The organism is Ferribacterium limneticum (genome assembly GCF_020510625.1).
Taxonomy (GTDB): Bacteria; Pseudomonadota; Gammaproteobacteria; order Burkholderiales; family Rhodocyclaceae; genus Azonexus; species Azonexus limneticus_A.
Window position 1 is genome coordinate 3,451,484 of record NZ_CP075191.1, and the last position, 21,494, is coordinate 3,472,977.

Sequence of the window (21,494 nt, forward strand, 5' to 3'; positions counted from 1 at the left end):
CATCACGGCCGGTTGAAATGCGGAAATCCTCCGCATGCGAAGGGACTGAACGATGGCCACAAATTCGCGCAAGAATTCCGGTGTTCGGCCTACGGGAGAACGCCGCCAGAACGCTCACAGCATCGACGCCTATAGTCACCTCAAGGAGATGGGCGAGGGAATTGCGGGCACCCTCGACCCCTTCGGCATGAGCCACCCCATCCTGCATGCGCAGGCCGCCTGGCTGCTCCACCCGCTTGAGCTCGGCCAGCATCTGGCACAACTGTCATCCGACCTTTGGCTCTTGCAACAGCACACGCTGAAGCGCGTCGCCGGCCAGGCGAATCCCGACCCGGTCAGCCCACAAGCCGATGATTCCCGTTTTGCCGATCCGGTGTGGACCGAATCGCCGACCTGGGACGTGGTGAAGGAGTGGTACCTCGCCCTGACCCACCATATGCAGGACATGCTCTACGACACGCCGGGACTCTCCAGCGGCGAGCGCCGGCGCGCCGCATTCTGGTGGCGCAAATGGCTGAACGCCGTGGCGCCGACCAATTACCTCTGGCTCAACCCGGTAGCCTTGCGCAAAGCGGTCGAAACGCACGGCGAGAGCCTGTGGCACGGATGGCGCAACATGCTGGACGATGTCGAGGCCGGCAATGTCCGTATGACCAACCCGGATGATTTCAAGGTCGGTGAAAATCTGGCCACCACGCCAGGCAGCGTCGTGCATCGGAATCGCCTGCTCGAGGTGATCCATTACGCGCCGACCCAGCCCAGGGTTCACGCCGAGCCAATCGTCATCATCACGCCGTGGATCAACAAGTTCTATGTGCTCGATCTGGTGCCGAAGAAAAGTATGGTCCGCTTCCTTCTCGATCAAGGCTTCGATGTCTTCATCACCAGCTGGAAAAATCCGGATGCCGGGATGCGCGACGTCAGCTTCGATGACTACCTGCTGGAAGGCATCGATACCATCGTTCAAGTCGCCAAGGAAATCAGCGGTGCGGCGCAGGTGCATGCCGCCGGCTACTGCATCGGCGGAACGGCGCTGGCGATATACATGGCCTGGGCCAATCGCCATTACAAAGAGGCCATGCCGGTTGCCGATTGGACCCTGTTTACCACCCTGGTCGATTTCAGGCGGCCGGGCGATATCGAAGTCTTTATCGACGAACACAGCATCGAGTACCTGATCGAGCAGATGGCCCAGAAGGGCTACCTGGACGGCCGGGAAATGGCCGCATCATTCCGTCTGCTGCGCTCCAACAGCCTGATCTGGCATTACGTCGTGCACGGCTGGCTGTATGGCGAGGCGCCATCATCCTTCGACGTGCTCTTCTGGAACATGGACACGACACGCATGCCCTACGCAATGCATGCCTGGTACCTGCGCGAGCTTTATCTCAAGAACCGGCTGATTCAGGGTGGAAGCCTGACCGTCGCCGGCGAGCCGATCGATCTGTCGGCGATCTCCCAGCCGCTCTATGCCGTTGCGGCCGAAGACGATCACATCGCCCCCTGGATGCAGGCATTCCGAACCATGAACCTGATCCCGGGCGAACGACGTTTCGTGCTGTCGAGTTCCGGTCACATTCTCGGCATTGTCAATCCGCCAACGCGGCCGGCCAAGCGGACCTACTGGGCCGGCCCGGCCCATCGCAAAGCCGATACGCCCAGTGCCTGGCGTGAGACGGCCCACGAACATCAAGGGAGCTGGTGGGCAGACTGGATGCAGTGGCTGAAGCCTCGTGCCGGCGACCTGGTGCCGGCACGCCCGGCCCATGACGAGCGCCACCCTGAACTCGCGCCGGCGCCGGGCACCTACGTGCTGGAGAGCTGAACGGAACAGACGGAGACGCCTGTCATTCGGGAATTTGAACCTTGCTTGAATCCAGGATGCAATCCGGCACGCTGCGCCGACATTTAGCCCAGCAACTGGTCGCTTGCCTGGGCGACCCCGTCCGTCGCCGCATCCTGGGCATGGTGATCCTGATGACGGGGGCCGGCCTGCTGTGGATCGCCGGGGCACCGGGCCCCGACCTCCGGCACTGAGGCGCCGTACCCGGCAAAGCTTGAAGCAGTAGCGCAAACATCTGCCCTGTCATTCAACTGAAATACAAGCGTCATCAATCTGGCGTAGGTTTTGGGCAGAGGCGTTGCCAGACTTGCATCGACCTCTGCAAATCCATCCAGCTCACTCAGGAGAGGCAAAATGCCCGACACATCTTCACCGGCGAGCGCTACGGTCAAAAAAACAGTCGTCCGCAAGCGCACAACGGCCAAGAAAGAGGCGCCGGCCCAGGAAATTCCAGTGGTGCAGCCGAGCGCAACGCCCAAGAAAAGAACAACGCGCAAGGCCGGCGCCGCGTCGGTCATTTCACCCGAAGAAAGACATCACCTCGTTGCGGTGGCCGCCTATTTCATCGCCGAGCGGAGATCGTCTGCGGACAGCTCGCCGCACGATGACTGGTTGCAGGCTGAGCAGGAAATCGACGCGTTGATCGCCGCGGGAAAGATTGCCGGCTGAAGTGACTGCACAAACGAAGGCAAGCGCTTCCGGTCGCACTGACACGGAAGTCAAAACAGCGCATCCAGCAGCGAGCGCCGATACCTGGGATGACGGGGTCTGCAAAACGCTGATTGATCAACTGTGGGCGCTTCGCCGAAACATGCTGGACTACGAGCGGAAGCTGGGGGCGCTGCTCGAATGCACCTCGCCGGACTATCAGTCCAGCGCCCGCAACCTGGCCCACTATCTGGCGCTGCGCGAAACCGACCAGCGGAGCCTGCAACAGACGCTGGCCAGTCTCGGCGTTTCCTCGCTCGGACGCTCGGAATCCAACGTCCTGGCCAACCTCGACAAGGTGCTCGGGATTCTGCATCGCCTGACCGGGCAAGCCTGGCACGCCCAGTCGAAGGATGAACCGGCCGGGATTTTCACCAGCCGCAAGCTGCTTGAGCGGCACACGGCAGCGCTCTTCGGGAAGCCGCGGCCGGACCGGTCGGTGCGCATCATGGTGACCCTTCCCGCCGAAGCTGCCGACGACTACGGTCTGGTCCGGCAACTGGTCGCCTCCGGGATGGATGTCGCCCGGATCAACTGCGCTCACGACGGGCCGGAGGAATGGACGCGAATGGCCGAGCATGTGCGCCGTTCGGCCAAGGCCGAGGGACGGACAGTCAAGATACTGATGGACCTGGGCGGGCCCAAATTGCGGACCGGTTTCATCGCGTCCGGCCCGGCCGTCGTCAAGCTTCACCCTTTGCGCGACGATCTCGGCCGCGTACTGAAAGCGGCACGCCTGGGTCTTCGGCCAATCGGCAGCACCGCCCCGGTCGCGACAGCCCAGGCGCATGTGGGCGTAGACAAGGACTGGCTTGCCCACATCGAGCCCGGAGACCATCTTGATCTGAGCGACGCCCGGGGCGCCGATCGCAGCCTGCTGGTGATACACAAGGATGAGTCTGGCGTCCTGGCCGAATGCGCCAAGACGGTTTACCTGACGCCTGAAAGCCGCCTCAAGCGGCGACGCAAGTCCGGTCGCGCCCACAAGGCCGGCCCGATCGAGGTGCCGCCGCGGGAGGGCATCCTCTATCTGGCGCGAGGCGACATGCTGCGCCTCGTCCGGAAAGGCGTTGGTCAATCGATGCCAGCGCGCTGGAGCAATGGCGGCCATGCCCTGCCCAGTGTGGCCTGCACCCTGCCGGAGGTATTCGAGCAGGTTTGCGTCGGCGAGCGGATATGGTTCGACGATGGTCGCATTGGCGGCGTCATCCGAGCAGTCGAAGCGAGCGGAATGGAAGTTGAAATAACCCATGCCAGGGACGGTGGCGAGAAACTGCCCGGCGACAAGGGGATCAACCTCCCCGACAGCCAGCTCAATTTGCCCGCCTTGACCGCGAAGGACATTCAGGATCTGACCGTCGTCGCGAAACTGGCCGATCTGGTCGGCTTGTCATTCGTGCAACGGGCCGCCGATGTTGAAACCCTGCGCTCACATCTGCGCGATCTCGGCGTACCGGAGCTCGGCATCGTGCTCAAGATCGAAACCCGGCGCGGCTTCGAGAACCTGCCCGAGCTGCTGTTTGCGGCCATGGCGAGCAAGACGGCGGGGGTGATGATTGCTCGCGGCGACCTGGCCGTCGAATGCGGTTATGAGCGGATGGCGGAAGTCCAGGAGGAAATCCTCTGGGCCTCCGAAGCGGCCCACATGCCGGTGATCTGGGCCACCCAGGTGCTCGAGACCCTGGCCAAGACCGGTTTGCCTTCCCGGGCCGAAATCACCGATGCGGCGATGGGCGTGCGGGCGGAATGCGTCATGCTCAACAAGGGGCCGTACATCATCGAGGCCATGCGAACGCTCGACGATATCCTGCAACGCATGCAATTCCATCAAGCCAAGAAGCAACCCCTGCTGCGGGCACTGCACGCCTGGGATGGAACGCGTGACAACTTTAGCGACTGATGCCGTGTCACCGGCAGCCGAGCACCCGGTGGGCCACCGGGAAACGCCCCTCCCCGCTGCTGAAACCGATCCGCCGAGCGGTGTCGCGCTGCAGCTCTGTGGCCGAGGCGAGATCACGCTGGAGAGCACCGTTGGCGAATTGCTCTCCCACGAATGCACGCTGTCGCCCGCGGTCAATGGACAGGAAGTCGACGAGCTCTTTCGCGAACGGCCTGAACTGCCCGGCGTGATCATTGCAGAAGGCAGCGCCGTGGTCGCGGTGATCTCGCGCCAGCGCTGGCTGGAGGAGCTCTCGCAGCCATTTCGCGCCGAATTGTATTTGAACCATACGGTCGAGCGCGCCGTCGCCAAGATGAGTACCGACTACCTGCTCCTGAGCGCCGACACCCCCGTCCATGCGGCAGCAGATCGGGCCCTGGCACGCAACAGCAGCGCCCTGTTCGCCCCCATCGTGGTCGACTTCGGCGATGGCCGGCATCGCCTGCTGGATTCGCATCTCCTGTTCATGGCGCAGTCGAGAATGTTCGCCCTCTCCCGCGAACGTTCGGACTCGCTACGGCAAGATGTCGAGGCTTACGCCCGGGAACTCGAACAGACGCTCGCCCACCTTCGGGAAGCCCAGAACGACCTGGTCGAAGCCCGGCGCATGGCGGCGCTGGCCAGGATGGTGGCGGGCATGTCCCATGAAATCAACACACCGGTAGGCATCGCCTTGACCGCCGTCACTCACCTTGAAGAATCCATTGCCGGGCTGAAACAGACGGTGCAGGAAGGCAAGCTGCGTCGCTCTGAAATGGAGCGTTTCCTGGCCAGCGCCGGCGAGAGCATCGTTCTGGCGCGCGCCAATGTGCAGCGAGCCGGCGAGCTGGTGCGGAGCTTCAAGCGGGTCGCCGTTGATGAGTCGAGCGAAGCTCGCCGCCAGTTCGATCTTGCCAACTATCTTTCCGAGGTCATTCTGAGCCTGCGCCCGCTGCTCAAGCGCCTGCCCCATCAGGTCGTGGTCGATTGCCCTGCCGGTATCGCGCTGGACAGCTACCCCGGCGCACTGGCCCAGGTGCTTTCCAACTTGATGATGAACGCGGTCGAGCACGCCTTTGCAGAAGGGCAAGCAGGCGTCATCAGCATCGAATGCCGGAAATTTGACGACAGTGTCGAGATCACTTTCAGCGACGACGGCAACGGCATACCCGAAGCCGATCAGGAACACCTTTTTGAACCGTTTTTCACCACCCGCGGCAATACCGGCGGCTCCGGCCTGGGGCTTCACATCGTCTTCAACCTGGTCAGCAAGGTACTGAAAGGAACGATTGCCTGCTGCAGCCGACCGGGCCAGGGCACGTCGTTCCACATACGCATCCCCCTTTCGGCCACTTCATGACCTCTCTCGATATCCATCCCGCCCGCGAATCGGCCAGCGCACCATCGGCGAACGAATTGTCGGCGCTTCCAGAGGACGACTTCATTCTCGAAGACGACGAGCCGGGCGAAGCCATCCCGCCGAGCGCCCGGTGCTGGAAGCTGCTGGTGGTCGATGACGAACCGGATGTGCATGCCATTACCAAGGTGGTCCTGGCGGATCTGCGCTACGACGGCAGCCGACTGGAAATCATCAGCGCCTATTCGCGCGCCGAAGCCGAAGCCTCGCTCAGCCAGCATGCGGATGTCGCCCTGGTGTTGCTGGACGTGGTGATGGAGGAGACCGATTCCGGCCTGCGTCTGGTTCGCTTCCTGCGTGAAAAACTCAAGAACACCCTGATCCGCATTGTTCTGCGCACCGGCCAGCCCGGCTACGCCCCGGAACGCGAAGTGGTCATTCGCTACGACATCAACGACTACAAGGAAAAAACCGAACTCACGACCCAGAAGCTGTTCACCACGGTCATTGCCTCCTTGCGCTCCTACCAGCATTTGGCCCGACTCGAACACCAGCGCGCCGGGCTTGAGCAGATCGTCAAGGCAAACCACGAACTCGCCGGCCATCAAAACCTGGGCACTTACAGCACCGGCGGACTGGCCTTTCTCGCCGCCCTGATCGGCGCGAGAAGCGGCTTGATGTTCCGCTGGGCCGATGAAGAAGTCGAAACCCTGGCGACGCTTCAGGAAATACCGGAAATATCTGCCGCGACAAGCCTGGCCAGGCGCCACGCCGGAAGAGGGATGCAGATAGACGGCGACCTGATGCTGATTCCCGTGCCCTCCCGAACGGGGATACCGGTCTTCGCCTGCCTGGGCGGCATGTCGTTCATGTCGCAAGGGGATCTCACGCTGGCCGGTGTCCTGGCCGAAGGGATCGGCGCCGGGCTGGATACCGTGCTCCTGCTCGGGCGCTTGCAGGATGCCCAAAAAGCGATGGTGTACGCCTTGGCGCGGATGGCCGAGTTCCGGGATGCCGACACCGGGCGCCATGTGCGTCGGGTCGAGCAACTGGTCCGCGCCCTGGCGCTCGAGCTGCGCGATCTGGACGAATTCGCCTGCCTGCGTGATGACGATTACCTGGAGCAACTGGCCCTGGCCTCGATCCTGCATGACGTCGGCAAGGTCGGCATCCCGGATGCGGTCCTCAACAAACCCGGGGCGCTGGACAGTGCCGAGCGCGGAATCATCCACGAGCACGCCGCGATCGGTGCCGAGATTCTTGAGGACGCAGCGCGCATGGTGCCCGGCATGAGCTACATCTCCCTGGCGGCTGAAATAGCGGCCAATCACCATGAATGCGCGGATGGCTCGGGATACCCCAATCACAAGACACTGGCGCAGATTCCCCTGTCGGCCAGAATTGTCGGGGTCGCTGACGTCTATGATGCCCTGGTGTCGAAAAGGCCCTACAAGGGCGGATGGCAAAAAGAGGCCGCCATCTCCTGGTTGCGCGAGATGGCGGGACAGCGCTTCGATTCCCGCGTTGTCGAAGCCCTGGCGGCGGTCGTCCTGAAAAGTCCGGAAGCGGCCACGGGATCGGGCTTGGGGTCGCCCAGCTGCGAATGATCGACATCAAGGCTCCAAGGCAAGGCAGCCCACAAAATGCAAGCCAAAGGAGATTACCCATGCTGCTGCCAGAATTCTTTGCCCGAATCCCGACGATCACTTTACGCGACCCGCTGGCCGAGTTGCTTGGTGCGGCCGAAGGCGGGCTGATCGAATATGCCTTTGCCGATGCCGTCAAACTGGCCGGGCATTCCTGCCCTACCGTGGCCGGGGCGTGGCTGATGAGCGTCCGGGCGCTGCGCGAACTCTACGGCAGCGAAACGCCGGTTCGCGGCAATATCGCCGTTACCCTGCACGAGAATGTCGACAGCGGCGTGGCCGGCGTGATTGCCAGTATCGCCACGCTATTGACCGGCGCGGCCGGCGACGGGGGCTTCAAGGGACTGGGCGGTCAACATGTGCGGCGCGGCCTGCTCAAATTTGGCGCTGCCGATGTTGCCGGCCTGCGTTTCAGACGCCTCGACACTGGCGCCGCGGTCGACTGTGCTTTTCGGCCGCAACGGGTCGCCGCCGATCCCCGGCTCGGCGAATTGATGTCGGCCGTCATCAGCGGCGTAGCCAGCAACGACGAGCGCGAACTGTTCGGCAAGCTCTGGCAGGCGCGGGTCCAATCCCTGCTGCTCGAACACGGCGACGATCCGGCCGTTATCGAAATTCAGCGCCTCCCCGCTTAAGGGGAACGACCACCGGCGGGGCTGAGCTTCCCGCCGCCGGTCATATCGTCAAACGCTTCGCCCGAACAGCGCTGCAGCCGGCCTCAGGCCATCGCTTCCCGCATGACGGTTTCGAAGCGCTCGACGACCACCGCCCAGTGGTGGGGCAACATGGAATCCCGGGCCGCCGCACCGAGTAGCGGCAGACGCTCCGCATCCGAAACCATATCCAGGGCGACACGTTTGTAGCCGTCTTCATCACCCGGCGCCACCAGGCGACCGTTCTCGCCATCAACGATCAACTCGGCCGCCGCCGCGCTGCGGTAGGCCAGCACCGGCAAGCCACTGGCCATCGCCTCGGCCACCACGTTGCCATAGGTTTCGGTCAGGCTCGGGAAGAGGAAGAAATCGGCACTGGCGTAGTGGGCAGCCAGATCCTCGCCGAGCCGCATGCCGGCGAAATGATGATCAGGGTGGTCGCTGGCCAGTTGTTTGGCCGAAGGGCCATCGCCGACCCAGATCATTTTTGCCTTGGGATGCCAGACCTGGATGGCGGCAAAGCTTTTCTCGACCAGGGCCAGGTTCTTTTCGGCAGCCATTCGCCCGACATAGAGACAGGCCGGACCTTCGCCCGCCACGCCCCAACTGCTGCGCAAGGCGGCGCTGCGCCGGGCCGGGTCGAACAGCGTGGTATCGACGCCGCGACCGACGACACGCACACCGCTCAGCCCCTCGCCGGCCAGATCGGCGGCCAGCGCCGCGGTCGGCACCATTGTCGCCAATGTCCGCCGATGCAGGGTGCGCAAATAGGCGGCCAGGGCCGGGCGCATCCAGCCCAGGCCGTAATGCACGCTGTAGCGGTCGAAATTGGTATGGAATCCGGAAGTCACCGGAATGCCCAGGCGCCGGGCGACACTGACGGCTGACCAGCCGAGCGGCCCTTCGGTCACCACATGAACCAGATCGGGCCGGTTCTGCCGCCATTGCCGCGCCAGCCGGCGCCCGGCCGGCAAGCCGAAACGCAGGCCGGGATAGCCCGGCAAGGGGAAGCCGGGCAGGGTCAGTTCATGCTCGCTGCTCGCATCGGCCTTGCCCTGGCTCGGCCGGATGACGCTGACCCGGTGGCCGCGCTCGCGCAGGCCGCCGACCAGGCGGCCGACAGTCATGGCCACGCCGTTGACCTCGGGCGGAAAGGTTTCAGTCACGAAGGCAATGGCGATGGACATCAGACCTTCTCCAGCAAGACGCAAACCCAGACCACGATGACCATGAGCAGGGAAATAAGCACGGCGGCGCTGCCGATATCCTTGGCCCGCTTGGCCAGCCGGTGGTTTTCCAGGCTGACGCGGTCGACCACCGCTTCGATGGCCGAATTGAGCAGTTCGACGACCAGCACCAGCAGCACGGCAGCGATCATCAAGCCACGCCCGAGCCACGACACCGGCAACAGGAAGGCGGTCGGAATCAGCAGTACGGCCAGCCACACCTCCTGGCGAAAAGCGTCTTCGCAAAGATAGGCCGCCTTCAGGCCGGCCATCGAGTAACTGAGCGCATTCCAGACGCGGCGCAGACCGGTCTTGCCCTTGAAGGGGGATTCGTTGGCCGGATCGAGGCCCAGATCGTGCGAAGAGGGTTCTGGCATGACATCTCCGTAAAAGCACTTACGTTAGTCACGCTTGGCTAAGCTTTGATGACAAGCAGCGTCACGGAGATGTCACAATCACGCCCTAACCTTGATCGGCTATGCCTTTTCCCATGCGCCTGACACCGCTTCTTTTCATTCTGCTCGCCGCCATTCCGGCCGCCCATGCCGCCCGGCCGATGATCACCGACGACGCCCGGCTGACCGATGCCGGCGCCTGTCAGGTCGAATCCTGGGTGCATCTGCACGGCAAGCAGCGCGAACTGTGGACCCTGCCCGCCTGCAACCCCGGTGGCAATTTCGAACTGACCCTCGGCGGGGCGCTGGCCTACACCAACAGTCATCAGGACAGCGGCGCCACGGTGATCCAGGGCAAGACCCTGTTCAAGCCGCTGGAGACCAACGGCTACGGCATCGGCCTGGCCGCCGGTTATTCGACACAGCCGGGCAACAGCCATTCGGGAAACCCGTATTTCTACGTGCCGGTCAGTTTTTCACTGGCCGACGACCGCCTGGTCATCCATACCAATCTCGGCTACACCCGCGAGCGTGAAAACAAGGAAAACCGCCTGACCTGGGGCCTCGGCAGCGAAACGCAACTGGCCGCGCAAACCTGGCTGATCGCCGAGAGTTATGGCCAGGACAAGGGCAACCCGTTCTTCCAGGTCGGCATCCGCCACTGGATCGTGCCCAACCACGTGCAGATCGACACCACCTACGGCAGCCAGTTTGGCCATGTCAGTGAGCAGCACTGGTTTTCCATCGGCCTGCGGCTGATCTCGCCGAAATTGTTCTAAACCCACTGTCTCCGATTTGTAATAAAACCGAAAAGAGCCTGGCCCGGGCGCCGTGATAAAACAGCGGCCTGCATTTACTCAGGATCCTGAACCATGATTTTCTTCGAACTCTTCGCCCACAACCCGACCATGATTCAAGTCCCGGCCGGACAAGCCCTGTTCCGCGAAGGTGAAGAAGGACGCATGATGTTCGTGCTGGCCACCGGCTCGGCCGAGGTCGTGGTCAATAACCGGGTCGTCGAAACCCTGCAGCACGGCAGCATCGTCGGCGAAATCGGCATCGTCATGCCCGGCCCCCGCTCAGCCAGCGTCGTGGCAGCGACCGACTGCGAATTTGTCGCCGTCGATGAAAAACGCTTCCAGTTCCTGGTCCAGCAAACCCCGTTCTTCGCCACCCAGGTCATGCGCGTCATGGCTGAACGCCTGCGCAACCTGAATCACCTGATCGAACCGGTCGAAGATATCTGAGCGTCAGCCTTCAGTCTGCGCCCGGAATTCACCGCACCAGGCGTGCAGGCTGACAATCGGGAAACGCCAGTGGTGGGTTTCCTTCGGCGAGCTTTCGCCGGCAAAGATGGGCGGAAAACGGTGGCAGGCGCCGGTCAACGCATCAACCGCCCGGAAGTAGCGGCAAGCGCTACAAGCTTGTTCAAATTGTTCGCTCATGACCCATTCAATCACGCCGTTGCGGTGAGTGGCGTTTCCTCGGCAAAGTTTACCCCGGCCAGTTGCCCGTAAAGCCGGGCCAGCCGCTCCGCCATGGCCACATCGGTCCATTCGCGAGCGTAGATCGGCGCTTCGTCATTGAGGTGGCGCCAGGCCGCCGGATGATTGAGGAAATGGCCGAGCGTTTCACCGAAGGCTTTGGGCTCGGCCGGCGGCGAAAAGGCGCCGCGCCCGGGTGCCAGGATGTCCGTCGTCCCCATTTCGGAGAGAGCGATCACCGGCACCCCGGCGGCCATGGCCTCAAGCAGGACCAGCCCCTGCGTTTCGGTACGCGAAGCGAAAACGAAGACATCAGCGGCCGCGTAGCAGTCCGGCAAGGCCTGCTTGCGATCGAGATAGCCGATGAAAATGACCGAGTCCTGCACGCCCAAGGCCGCTGTCTGCGCCTTCAGGTCGTGCATCGCGGGGCCTTCGCCGGCGATCACCAGCAGGGTGTCGGTCCGCATCTGCCGGGCGTGAACCAGGGCTTCGAGCAGGAATCCGATGTTCTTTTCATGCGCCACGCGCCCGACGAACAGCGCCACCGGCCGCTCCTCGGCAATCCCATGCCGGCGGCGGAAGGCGAGGCCGTCGCCCCCGGCAAACTGGGCCATCGGGATACCGGTCGGCAGCACATGCATGGGCGAGGTCACGCCATAGGTATCCAGTCGCTGGCGCATGGCCGTCGACGGCACGATCACCGCATCGAGTTGGTTGCATTGCCGGCGCGAGAAGGCACGCGCCTGACCGCGCAGCCAGCCCGAAGGAATGAAGCGGGCGTAATGCTGCAGATATTCCTCGAACAGCGTGTGATAGGTGGCCACCACTGGCAAACCCAGTGTCCGTGCGGCTTTCAGGCCGGCATAGTGAGCAATGAAAGGGGTCTGGACATGGATCAGATCGCAATCCCTGGCTGCCTCCAGCACCGCCCGGTGCATCGCCCGCCAACCGACCAGACGATCTTCCGGGTCGCCCAAAACCGGCCGGCCGGGGACACGAATGATGCCAGCCTCCTCGGCTTCATCGCCATAGCGCGGCACGACCAGCCGGACCTCGACGCCCTGCGCCGCCAGCGTCCGCCGGAAGGTTTCGATGGAGGTTGAAACGCCATTGACACGCGGAAAATAGACATCAGAAACCATCAGTACGCGCATCTCACGCCTCCACTGTTTCAGCGACGGGCTCCGCCGCCGGGGCTGGCGCCGCCAGCATGCGGACCGGCTGCGACTCAACCCAGGTGACCAGTTCCAGCCGGCCGTCGAAGTGCTCGACGATGGCCGTGCAGGAATCGACCCAGTCGCCGCAATTCACATAAGTCAGGCCATCGAGCTCGCGGATCGTCGCCCAATGGATGTGGCCGCAGATCACACCATCCAGCCCGCGCTCCCGGGCGTGGTGAATGGCCGATTCCTCGAAATCGAAAATGAAGGTCAGCGCCGTTTTGACCTTGCGCTTGGCATAGCCGGCCAGCGACCAGTAGCCGGGAATGCCCAGCTTGCGCCGCCCCCACGACAACAGCGTGTTGATGCGTACCAGCAGTTCGTAGGCGTGGTCGCCAAGTACGGCGACCCAGCGATGATGGCGCGTCACCTGATCGAATTGGTCGCCGTGGATGAGCAGGAAGCGCCGGCCATCGGCGGTTTCATGGACCAGTTCATCGACGACTTCGACATCGCCGAAGACGATGCCGCAATACTCGCGCAGCACCTCGTCGTGGTTGCCGGGAATGAACACCACCCGGTCCCCATGCCGCGCCCGGCGCAGCAGTTTCTGGACCACGGTATTCTGGGCCTGCGACCAGTTGATGCTCCGGCTCATCGCCCAGAAATCGACGATATCACCGATCAGATAGGTCTGTTCGGCCGGATGCTCGCGCAGGAAATCAAGAAGTCTGTCCGCCTGGCACGCCCGCGTGCCAAGGTGGATGTCGGAGAGAAAAACGGATCTGACCTTGGGCATGTCCGCAAGATACGAACTGCCCGTGACCCGGAAGTTACGGCTTTGTTAAGGTTTTGTTTCGACGGCGGCGGGTTGTCAGAACAGCAAGACGGGCGGAATTGCAGCATTCAACAATATTGAGTCCGGCAAACGGCTGCGGTGTGCCCATAACAGCCTGATACGACTTACAAGTTAAATGGCCGCTTCCTGACCCTCAAGCGGCCACTCTCTCGTTGCAACTTGTGATTCACCCCGTGTTCATTCAGTGGGGTGCGCTGCGCGGATAGCGTCAAAAATCTCACGCGTCAATATCGGGAAGGCGGTGCGCTGGAAATCGCTGTCATCCATGTACCGAGTGACGATTTTGTCGTTCTCGGTCATCCGCTGAATCATCAAATCTTCGATCAGCTTGCGCACCCCCAGCTGGAACTTGTCCAGTGGGTTGGCCATGGCAGTTTGAACCACCTGGCTGTTGCTGGTGGCCCGTGCCTTGATCTGGTCGAAGAACAGCCGATCCTCATCGGTGAAGGTCGTACCGAAACGCTCGTTGAGCACCTGGATGATCTCGGACAGCGGCGCCTTTTCTTCCTTGGCCTTGCCGGTGCCGACATCGGTGGGACTGTAGACGCCTTCCGGCTCGCCCACCTTGAGTTCAATCGGCCCGCTGGCTACGCGCTGCAAGCGGTAGTACTGCAACTCCACTTCGTTGCCGATCTTGACCACCGTGTTGTCATGGTCCAGCGGCAGGTGCGGCAGCAGGAAGCGCCCGTAGCTGTAGAGCATTTCCAGGTCCTGATCCGCGTAGGGCAGGATCTGGCTCAGGAACGAGTACATCCGCACATAGCCGCCCAACTTGTCGCGGAAGCTAGCACGCACCTCGTCATCCTCAATAGCCTTGAACCTATCCACCGCCGGTTGCAGGTGATGTTGCATATGGGCGTGATCGGCCGGGTTCTGCCGATCCGGCTGGCGGTAAAAAATGCGCGCAAAGGCCTCGACCTCGCTCCAGTGGTAAATCTGAAGCAGATCGAGCTCGTGCTTGATGCCGGGCAGCATGTCGGGATTGGCGGATTCCTGCAGGCTGGTGGAATCGAAATACGGCTTGAACGCAGCGTAGATCTCGTCGGGCTTGTTAACGAAGTCCAGGACGAAGGGTTCGTCCTTGCCGGCGATCTTGCGATTCAGGCGCGAAAGAGTTTGCACCGCCTGCACGCCGTCCAGCCGCTTGTCCACGTACATCGCGCACAGCAGTGGCTGATCAAAGCCGGTCTGGTACTTGTTGGCCACCAGTAGCACTTGGTAATCGCTGGAGCCAAAGCGCTCTGGCAGTTGGCTTTCCGGAATGGGCTTGCCGGTGACAGCATCCGGGTTCATGCCCGGTTCGGTGTATTCGATGCCAGTGTCCGGGTCTTTCACCGTGCCGCTAAAGGCCACCAGCGAACGGATATCGGCGTAACCCTGTTCCTGAATATAGCGCTCGAAGGCCAGCTTGTAGCGCACCGCCTGGATGCGGCTGGCCGTTACCACCATCGCCTTGCCCCGCCCGCCGAGCCGATGCCGCACATGCTCGCGGAAGTGCTCGACCATCACTTCGGTCTTCTGCTCGATGTTGTGCGGGTGCAGCTCTTTGAACTTGGCCAGCGCCTTGGCGCCTTTCTTCTTCGGGATGGCGGGGTCGTCCTCCACCGTCTTCACAAACTTGAACCAGGTGCTGTAGGTCGTGTAGTTGCGCAGCACATCGAGGATGAAGCCTTCTTCGATGGCCTGGCGCATCGAATAGGTGTGGAAGGCCTCCGGTTTGCCGCTGCCACCTTCACGCCCGAACAGTTCCAGCGTCTTGCCCTTGGGTGTGGCGGTGAAGGCGAAGAAGCTCAGGTTCTGCTGCTGGCCACGCGAAGCCATGATCTGGTTGAGGTGATCTTCCCAATCCAGCGCGGCATCCTCATCCGTCACTCCCGCGTAGGCGGGAGCCCAGCTTGCCCCTCCTGGATTCCCGCCTGCGCTGGAATGACGTAAAGAATCGCCCAGAATGCTCTTCAGCTCGCGCGCGGTTTCTCCGGTCTGGCTGGAATGCGCTTCGTCCACGATCACCGCGTAGCGCCGGGCCGCAATAGCTGCCTGCCAAGCCTTGGCCTGTGCTTTCTCTTCGTCGCTGGCCTTGTCCTGATTCTCGGCTCCCGCCGCATGCAACAGGCCGCGCAGCACGAAGGGAAACTTCTGCAGCGTGGTGATGACGATCTTGGTCCCGTCGATCAGCGCATCGGCCAGTTGCTTGGCATCCTGATCGATAGCCTTGACCACGCCCTGCGCGTGCTCGATCTGGTAGATCGCATCTTGCAATTGCTTGTCCAGCACCTTGCGGTCGGTGATGACGATCACGCAGTCAAATACCTTCTGATCCTGCGCGTTGTGCAGGCTGGCCAGCCGGTGCGACAGCCACGAGATGCTGTTGGTCTTGCCGCTGCCCGCCGAGTGCTGGATCAGGTAATTGTGGCCAGCGCTTTCGGTGCGGGCCGCAGCCACCAGGGCGCGCACCGCGTCCAGCTGGTGGTAGCGCGGGAACACCATTTTTTCAGTGGTGACCAGCTTCTTGCCGCCCCGGCCATCGTCCACCTTCTGCTCGTCTTTTTCGATGAACAGAAAGTGCCCGAGGATGTCGAGAAAGCTGTCGCGTTGCAGCGTTTCCTGCCAGAAGTAGCCAGTCCGGTAGCCGCTGGCGTGTTGCGGGTTGCCCGCACCGCACTGAATCTGCCCCGGGTGGCTGCCCCGGTTGAAGGGCAGGAAGAAGGTCTTTTCCTTGGCCAGCCGAGTGGTCATCCACACTTCATCCGGGTCGGCGGCGAAGTGCACCAACGCACGCTTCTTGAAATCGAACAGCGGCACGCGCGGATCGCGGTCGCTCTGGTATTGCTTCACCGCGTGCCGCCAGGTCTGGTGCGTGCCCGGGTTCTTCAGCTCGATGGTGGCCACCGGCAAGCCGTTGACTGCCAGCAACATGTCCACCGTGCTGTGGTCGCCGGGGTGGCAAGGCACCTGCCGCGTCACGGTGAGCTGGTTTTGTGCGTACAGCGCCAAAACATCCGGCGACAGCGCGTGCGCCGGCTTGAAATAGGCCAGCCGGAACAGCTTGCCGTAAAACTTGAAGCCGTGGCGCAGCACGTGCAGACTACCCTTGATCTCCAGCTCCTTGCCCAGCGCATCGAGCAACATGGCCTGCAAGTTGCCGCCGTGCTGCGCGGCCATCTCTGCCCATAATTTGGGCTGGGTGGCTTCGATGAAAGCGAACACCCGTGCCGGAAACAGCGCCCGCGCCTTGTCCCACTCGGCGTTGGTGCCGGGCTGCCAGCCGCCTTCGGTGAGCATCTGTTCGAGGTAGCTCTCGAAGGCTTTTTCGTTGGTTGTGCTCATGGAGTAGGCCACAGAATCAAATAGAGAGCGAGTTCCAGTGGTGATTCGCCTCTTTGATTTGTATGGATTTTTTTCATTATCTCGCCTCTCGGCAGGGGATTCAGTCAAATAGCCGTCAAATAAGAAGCATCAACCCCAAAACGGCAAGTACTTGGCATGTTGCGGACCAAGCCTGCCCAACAATCCTGATTGCGGTCTACGGTCATGCGGCCTCCAATTCAGATTGCCAGTCGCGCACGTCGATCTTGCCGGTGACGGCGGAGGTGATGATGGCTTGGCGGTATTCTGTGAGGCGGGCGATAGCCGTCTCAACCTCGCGCTGCAAGTGAGCGATCTTATCTGTCTCACATTGCAGGTATTGCACTATTGCTTGTTGTTCGTTTTTCGGCGGTTTCGGGAACCGATACTTCCTGAGCTGTTCTCCGGTTAGGTGGGCAATTGTTGACATGCCCCCTGCATTGAATACTCCTGTTTGAGCCGCCCATTCCAAGATGAAGCACATGAAGCGTTGATCTTCATCACCGCGTAAAGCACGCAACTTATGCAGAGCCTTTTGATAGCCGATCACGCCATCAAACTTACCAACAATCGCGGCGCGACCAACTTCGCCACCTTCGCAAACCAGTAGGTCGCCTGTGCGGATTGTGTAGCGCGGATATTCTGCCGGTGGAATATCCATTTCCGGCAAGTCTTGATAGTTGATGACGTTCCACTGAACATCAACATTTCTCAAGTATGGGATTAAATATTCGCCGGTAATTTTTGCCTCGCTCAGCATTTTTCCAAGCTCGACTGAATATCGTGCGTACAAAGGCGGTGTTGCCCAATGAGCAGGAATTGCCGCCAGCCAACCTACTCCCGAATCCTTCATCTCCGGATTCGGTTCCAGCCCCGCTGCCTTGGCGGCTTCGGGCGGCAGGCCACGGGTGACGGTACGGGCGATCAGGGCGCTGCGCTTTTCCTTGAGTTTGGCGATGAGCTGCCACTTCTGCGCCAGCAGCGCATCGATCTGCGCGGTCTTGGCATCGAGAAAGCGGGCGATGGTTTGTTGTTCGTTGAGTGGCGGTAGCGGTAACTCGATGCACGAAACGTCGGTCGGGTTTGTGGCGGGATAGCTCACACCCACTGATCGTGAAACAACGGTTTCAATGAAGTACGACGAGCGCAGACTGTAGGCGAGGTAGTGTGGGTCAATGCCCTTAGGCCGAATGACGGCAAAACCGGTTGAAACGATCAAGTTTTTTTCCGGATTTTGAATAGGCGCAACCGCCCGCAGATAGGTGCGTACCGTTGAAAGAATGGTGTCGCCATGTTGAACGATGCGCCGCGCTCGGGACGGAGCTGTCTCGAAAATCATCGGCTCTTTCTTTTGTATCCCTTCTGTAGCATCCACGCTTCCAATGTCTACGTAGAGCATTTCGTAGTCTGGATCTGTGGCCTCTGGCAAAGTCTCGTCGTTGATCGTGCTAACGTATTTCAGACGTTTGGTGGCCCAACCATTGGGCAACTCGCCAAGCCAGTTCTGAGGCGTAAAATTTCCTTCTTGTACGGCGTATTTCATGCCGTCGTCTCCTGCCCGGCATCACCCTCTTTGGCTTCTATCCGCGCCCGTGCCGTTTCAATCGCTTCATGCAGCTTGCGGTGCAGCACGTCTGGCGGTGGCAATACGGTCAGGTATTCGGCGACGTGGATGCCCGACGCATCCAACTCCAGCAGTTCAATCTGTTCGTTGTTCTTGCCGGCGCACAGGATGATGCCGAGCGGCGGGTTTTCGTCGGCTTCGGTCTCAAACTTGGCCAGCCAGCGCAGATACAGCTCCATCTGGCCTTTGTATTCGGGCTTGAAATTGCCTTGCTTGAGTTCAACGACGACCAGACGTTTGAGCTTGCGGTTGTAAAACAGCAGGTCGATGTAGAAATCGTCGCCATCGAGCTGGATGCGCTTTTGCCGGGCGACAAACGAAAACCCGGCACCGAGTTCCAGCAGAAAGTTTTCCAGCTCGCGCAGGATGGCGTCTTCGAGGTCGCGCTCAAGAAAGCGGTCGGTCAGGCCGAGAAAATCGAGCAGGTAAGGATCTTTCAGCACCAGCTTCGGGGCGATTTCGCCTTTGCTGCGCAGGGTAGTCAGCTCTTGCTGAATCAGGGCATCGGGCTGTTTTGAAAGCGCGGTGCGCTCGTAGAGCATGGCGTCGATGCGTTCCCGCAAGGTGCGCACGCTCCAGCCTTCGAGACGGCACATCTCGGCATAGAAGTCGCGCTGAAAGGGTTTGTCTAGCGGCAAAAGCTCCCGAAAATGCGACCAGCTCAATTGTCGCCACAACGTGGCGACAATCTGCTCGTCGGGGAAGGCTTGCGCAAACTGCACCATGCGCCGCAAGTTTTTCTCGGCAAAGCCGCGCCCGTACTCCTGCACCAATTGTCGCGACAGCGTCGCGACAATCTGGGCGCCATAAGCAGCACGCTCACCGCCAAGCAACTCGGTATGAATGCGCTGGCCGATTCGCCAATACATGTAGGTTTGACTGGCGTTCACCGCCGTGAAGGCTTGCTGGCGGGCGCGCTCGATGACCGCGCGGATGTCCGTCAGCAGGTTATCCACAGGTGCTTGTCCGTCAGGCCCGGTGGTCGCCGTGACAGGCTTGCCCGGTTTCATGCCGTCACCTCGCCCAGCAGGCGCACGATGTCGGCTTCCAGTGCCTTGATTTCACCCTCGATGATCGACAGCTCACGCGGTGGCTCGTAGCGGTAGAAGTGGCGGTTGAGCGGGATTTCGTAACCGACCTTGGTCTTGCTGTGGTCGATCCAGGCATCGGGCACGTGGGGCAGCACTTCGCGCTCGAAGTAGGCCTGAATGCTTTCTTTCAACGGCACGTTTTCGGTGTCGCGCAGTTCGGCATCCGGCTCGGCTTCGCCATCGCGGTTGCGGCAGATTTCGGCTTTTTCGTCGCGCTCGCCCAATGCATTGACCACCGCCTTGAGCTCTGGGGCGGACAGGCGCGCGCTCAATTCGCGGTCAACCGGCTTGAGGCTGTCGAGAAACGCTTTGCGGTCGTTGATCTGCTCGGGGTGGCGTTTGGCAAACTCGGCCAGCAGGTCGCGGATCTGCTGCTGGCGTTGTTCACCGGCGGCGATGTCGATGAGGCGCGCGGCTTCGTCCTTCTTGGCGCTGCTGGCCAGGTTCCTGAAGGCGGTTTCGTCTTCCAGCCGGGCCAGGCGTTCTGGCGTGGCGTGGAAGTTCAGGCGCAAGGGGCGCTCAACGGTGATCTTGTGGTAGCCGAAATCCTCGTTGTCGAAGACCTTGCTGACCGCTAGTTGCTTCCACTGCTGGCCTTCCGGGGCATCGCCCGTGGGCGCTCTGGCGGCGACGGTGACCACCTTGCCATCCTTGTCGAACAGCACCCAGCGGCTGGCACCTTCCTGAAACTGGCCGTGCAGGCCGGTAATGTCGCCGATGTAGTCCGGGTCTTTGGGTTTGTCCGACGGGTCCCCAATGCGACGTCGCTTGTTGCCCAGGCTTTTTTCCATCGGCACCCAGTGGTTGCGGGCATCGATGAGCTGCACCTTGCCCTTGCGGTGCGACTCCTTGCGGTTGGTGAGCACCCAGATGTAGGTGCTGATGCCAGTGTTGTAGAACAACTGCTCGGGCAGCGCGACGACGGCTTCGAGCCAATCGTTTTCGATGATCCAGCGACGGATTTCCGATTCGCCACCGCCGGCATCGCCGGTGAACAGCGGCGAGCCATTGAATACGATGCCGATGCGGCTGCCGCCTTCTTCGGCGCAGCGCATTTTGTCGATCATGTGCTGCAGGAAGAGCAGCGCCCCGTCGTTGATGCGCGGCGTGCCGGCACCAAAGCGGCCTTGATAGCCAAGGCTGTCGCGCTCGTTCTCGATGTGGCGTTGCTGCTGCTTCCACTCCACGCCAAACGGCGGGTTGGCCAGCATGTAATCGAAGCTGCGCTTCTGGCCTTGCTCGTCGTACCTGTGAAAATCTTTGGTGAAGGTATCGCCCATGGCGATGTTGTCAGCGTCCTCCCCCTTGATGAGCATGTCGGAGCGGCAGACGGCCCAGGCTTCGTCGTTCCAGTCTTGCCCATACAGATGCGGCTTGGCATCGCTATTGAGATCGCGAATGTACTTTTCGGCCACGGACAACATACCGCCGGTGCCGCAGGCCGGGTCGTAGATGGTTTTGACGACATGGCTACGACGCAAATCCTGCTCGGGCGACAACAGCAGGTTGACCATCAGCTTGATGACTTCGCGCGGGGTGAAGTGCTCCCCGGCTTCTTCGTTGGATTGTTCCGCGCCGATCCGGATCAGCTCTTCAAATACATAGCCCATCTGCATGGCGGCCTGGTCGGCCGACAAACCGGCAAAGCTGAGATCGAAGGTGGCGAACTTCTGCACGACCTTGAACAGCAGGTTTTTCTCGCTCATGCGCTCGATCTGCTCGCCAAACTTGAAGCGCTCGAAGATGGCGCGGATGTTGGGCGAGTAGCCGTTAATGTAGCTGTTGAGATTGGGGGCGAGGTTGCTGGGGTCGTCCAGCAACGAGTTAATGTCCTTTCCTGAAGGGCGCAGCTCTAGCTTGGACAGGTTGTAGAACGGATAGCTCGTGGCCGCCTGCATCTTGCTGCGGATGATGCTTTCGGGTTTGCTCTTGAATTCGTTGAAGGTAATCAGCGCCTGCGCCTTGGTGGGCGCCAGCAGGCAATCGAATCGACGCAGTACTGTGAGTGGCAGGATGACCTTGCGGTATTCGTTGCGCTTGTATGGTCCGCGCAGCAGGTTGCAGATACTCCAGATGTCATTGGCAAGCTGGCGGTGGGTTTCTGTATTCATTCAATTGTTCCGCATTTCGTAGTGGCTATCGGCATCAAAGCGCAACACCGCGCTGGCTGGGGGCGATTGTATCA

General features: G+C 61.3%; 18 protein-coding genes. 9 read left to right on the plus strand and 9 right to left on the minus strand.

Features of this window, described 5'->3' with window-relative positions:
* Positions 1–148: 148 nt before the first annotated feature.
* From KI617_RS16630 to KI617_RS16660, 7 genes are all read left to right on the plus strand, one after another.
* Complete coding sequence (locus KI617_RS16630; RefSeq protein ID WP_404826819.1) at positions 149–1,825, plus strand: PHA/PHB synthase family protein; 1,677 nt, start codon at positions 149–151, stop codon at positions 1,823–1,825.
* 41 nt (positions 1,826–1,866) lie between these two features.
* Positions 1,867–2,037 (plus strand): hypothetical protein, encoded by a 171-nt coding sequence (locus tag KI617_RS16635; RefSeq protein WP_226448165.1) that lies wholly within the window; start codon positions 1,867–1,869, stop codon positions 2,035–2,037.
* A 160-nt stretch (positions 2,038–2,197) separates the two neighbouring features.
* Positions 2,198–2,512, plus strand: coding sequence for a DUF2934 domain-containing protein (locus tag KI617_RS16640; protein WP_226448167.1), 315 nt, complete (start codon positions 2,198–2,200; stop codon positions 2,510–2,512).
* Position 2,513: 1 nt separating this feature from the next.
* Positions 2,514–4,451 carry a pyruvate kinase gene (locus KI617_RS16645; protein WP_226448169.1) on the plus strand — a complete coding sequence of 646 codons (1,938 nt, stop codon included), beginning with the start codon at positions 2,514–2,516 and terminating at the stop codon, positions 4,449–4,451.
* Positions 4,432–5,829, plus strand: coding sequence for a sensor histidine kinase (locus KI617_RS16650; RefSeq protein ID WP_226448171.1), 1,398 nt, complete (start codon positions 4,432–4,434; stop codon positions 5,827–5,829). The genes KI617_RS16645 and KI617_RS16650 overlap by 20 nt, the downstream gene beginning before the upstream one ends.
* A complete protein-coding gene (locus KI617_RS16655) occupies positions 5,826–7,433 on the plus strand; it encodes an HD domain-containing phosphohydrolase (RefSeq protein ID WP_226448172.1) in 1,608 nt (535 codons plus the stop codon). The genes KI617_RS16650 and KI617_RS16655 overlap by 4 nt, the downstream gene beginning before the upstream one ends.
* A 59-nt stretch (positions 7,434–7,492) precedes the next feature.
* Positions 7,493–8,107, plus strand: a complete 615-nt coding sequence (locus KI617_RS16660; protein WP_226448173.1) for an FmdE family protein — start codon at positions 7,493–7,495, stop codon at positions 8,105–8,107.
* Between the two features lie 83 nt (positions 8,108–8,190).
* Here KI617_RS16660 and KI617_RS16665 read toward each other — a convergent pair whose 3' ends face one another.
* A complete protein-coding gene (locus tag KI617_RS16665) occupies positions 8,191–9,312 on the minus strand; it encodes a glycosyltransferase family 4 protein (RefSeq protein ID WP_226448174.1) in 1,122 nt (373 codons plus the stop codon).
* Entirely contained in the window at positions 9,312–9,728 is a 417-nt protein-coding gene (locus KI617_RS16670) for a diacylglycerol kinase (protein ID WP_319004122.1), read from the minus strand. Before KI617_RS16670 ends, KI617_RS16665 begins: the two co-directional genes overlap by 1 nt.
* A 113-nt stretch (positions 9,729–9,841) precedes the next feature.
* Between KI617_RS16670 and KI617_RS16675 the strand changes: the two genes are divergently transcribed.
* Both KI617_RS16675 and KI617_RS16680 read left to right on the plus strand, forming a co-directional pair.
* Entirely contained in the window at positions 9,842–10,525 is a 684-nt protein-coding gene (locus KI617_RS16675; RefSeq protein WP_226448175.1) for a hypothetical protein, read from the plus strand.
* A gap of 93 nt (positions 10,526–10,618) precedes the next feature.
* Complete coding sequence (locus KI617_RS16680; RefSeq protein ID WP_226448176.1) at positions 10,619–10,993, plus strand: Crp/Fnr family transcriptional regulator; 375 nt, start codon at positions 10,619–10,621, stop codon at positions 10,991–10,993.
* A gap of 3 nt (positions 10,994–10,996) precedes the next feature.
* On the opposite strand, the gene KI617_RS16685 is transcribed toward KI617_RS16680, so the two are convergent.
* From KI617_RS16685 to KI617_RS16715, 7 genes are all read right to left on the minus strand, one after another.
* Positions 10,997–11,191 carry a hypothetical protein gene (locus KI617_RS16685; protein WP_226448177.1) on the minus strand — a complete coding sequence of 65 codons (195 nt, stop codon included), beginning with the start codon at positions 11,189–11,191 and terminating at the stop codon, positions 10,997–10,999.
* Positions 11,192–11,202: 11 nt separating this feature from the next.
* Positions 11,203–12,384: a glycosyltransferase gene (locus KI617_RS16690; RefSeq protein ID WP_226448178.1), complete on the minus strand. Its 1,182-nt coding sequence runs from the start codon at positions 12,382–12,384 to the stop codon at positions 11,203–11,205.
* A gap of 1 nt (position 12,385) precedes the next feature.
* Positions 12,386–13,189: a UDP-2,3-diacylglucosamine diphosphatase gene (locus KI617_RS16695; protein WP_226448179.1), complete on the minus strand. Its 804-nt coding sequence runs from the start codon at positions 13,187–13,189 to the stop codon at positions 12,386–12,388.
* A 237-nt stretch (positions 13,190–13,426) separates the two neighbouring features.
* Entirely contained in the window at positions 13,427–16,576 is a 3,150-nt protein-coding gene (locus tag KI617_RS16700) for a type I restriction endonuclease subunit R (RefSeq protein ID WP_226448180.1), read from the minus strand.
* A 202-nt stretch (positions 16,577–16,778) separates the two neighbouring features.
* Positions 16,779–18,137, minus strand: a complete 1,359-nt coding sequence (locus KI617_RS16705) for a restriction endonuclease subunit S (RefSeq protein ID WP_226448181.1) — start codon at positions 18,135–18,137, stop codon at positions 16,779–16,781.
* Positions 18,134–19,228, minus strand: coding sequence for a PDDEXK nuclease domain-containing protein (locus tag KI617_RS16710; RefSeq protein ID WP_226448183.1), 1,095 nt, complete (start codon positions 19,226–19,228; stop codon positions 18,134–18,136). The genes KI617_RS16705 and KI617_RS16710 overlap by 4 nt, the downstream gene beginning before the upstream one ends.
* Positions 19,225–21,420, minus strand: coding sequence for a type I restriction-modification system subunit M (locus KI617_RS16715; RefSeq protein WP_226448185.1), 2,196 nt, complete (start codon positions 21,418–21,420; stop codon positions 19,225–19,227). Before KI617_RS16715 ends, KI617_RS16710 begins: the two co-directional genes overlap by 4 nt.
* Positions 21,421–21,494 lie beyond the last annotated feature (74 nt).

Coding starts and splice junctions, on each gene's coding strand:
- KI617_RS16630 (WP_404826819.1), top strand. CDS start 149: ATGGGCGAGGGAATTGCGGGCACCCTCGACCCCTTCGGCATGAGCCAC.
- KI617_RS16640 (WP_226448167.1), top strand. CDS start 2,198: ATGCCCGACACATCTTCACCGGCGAGCGCTACGGTCAAAAAAACAGTC.
- KI617_RS16655 (WP_226448172.1), top strand. CDS start 5,826: ATGACCTCTCTCGATATCCATCCCGCCCGCGAATCGGCCAGCGCACCA.
- KI617_RS16660 (WP_226448173.1), top strand. CDS start 7,493: ATGCTGCTGCCAGAATTCTTTGCCCGAATCCCGACGATCACTTTACGC.
- KI617_RS16665 (WP_226448174.1), bottom strand. CDS start 9,312: ATGTCCATCGCCATTGCCTTCGTGACTGAAACCTTTCCGCCCGAGGTC.
- KI617_RS16670 (WP_319004122.1), bottom strand. CDS start 9,728: ATGCCAGAACCCTCTTCGCACGATCTGGGCCTCGATCCGGCCAACGAA.
- KI617_RS16675 (WP_226448175.1), top strand. CDS start 9,842: ATGCGCCTGACACCGCTTCTTTTCATTCTGCTCGCCGCCATTCCGGCC.
- KI617_RS16680 (WP_226448176.1), top strand. CDS start 10,619: ATGATTTTCTTCGAACTCTTCGCCCACAACCCGACCATGATTCAAGTC.
- KI617_RS16685 (WP_226448177.1), bottom strand. CDS start 11,191: ATGAGCGAACAATTTGAACAAGCTTGTAGCGCTTGCCGCTACTTCCGG.
- KI617_RS16690 (WP_226448178.1), bottom strand. CDS start 12,384: ATGCGCGTACTGATGGTTTCTGATGTCTATTTTCCGCGTGTCAATGGC.
- KI617_RS16695 (WP_226448179.1), bottom strand. CDS start 13,189: ATGCCCAAGGTCAGATCCGTTTTTCTCTCCGACATCCACCTTGGCACG.
- KI617_RS16700 (WP_226448180.1), bottom strand. CDS start 16,576: ATGAGCACAACCAACGAAAAAGCCTTCGAGAGCTACCTCGAACAGATG.
- KI617_RS16705 (WP_226448181.1), bottom strand. CDS start 18,137: ATGAAATACGCCGTACAAGAAGGAAATTTTACGCCTCAGAACTGGCTT.
- KI617_RS16710 (WP_226448183.1), bottom strand. CDS start 19,228: ATGAAACCGGGCAAGCCTGTCACGGCGACCACCGGGCCTGACGGACAA.
- KI617_RS16715 (WP_226448185.1), bottom strand. CDS start 21,420: ATGAATACAGAAACCCACCGCCAGCTTGCCAATGACATCTGGAGTATC.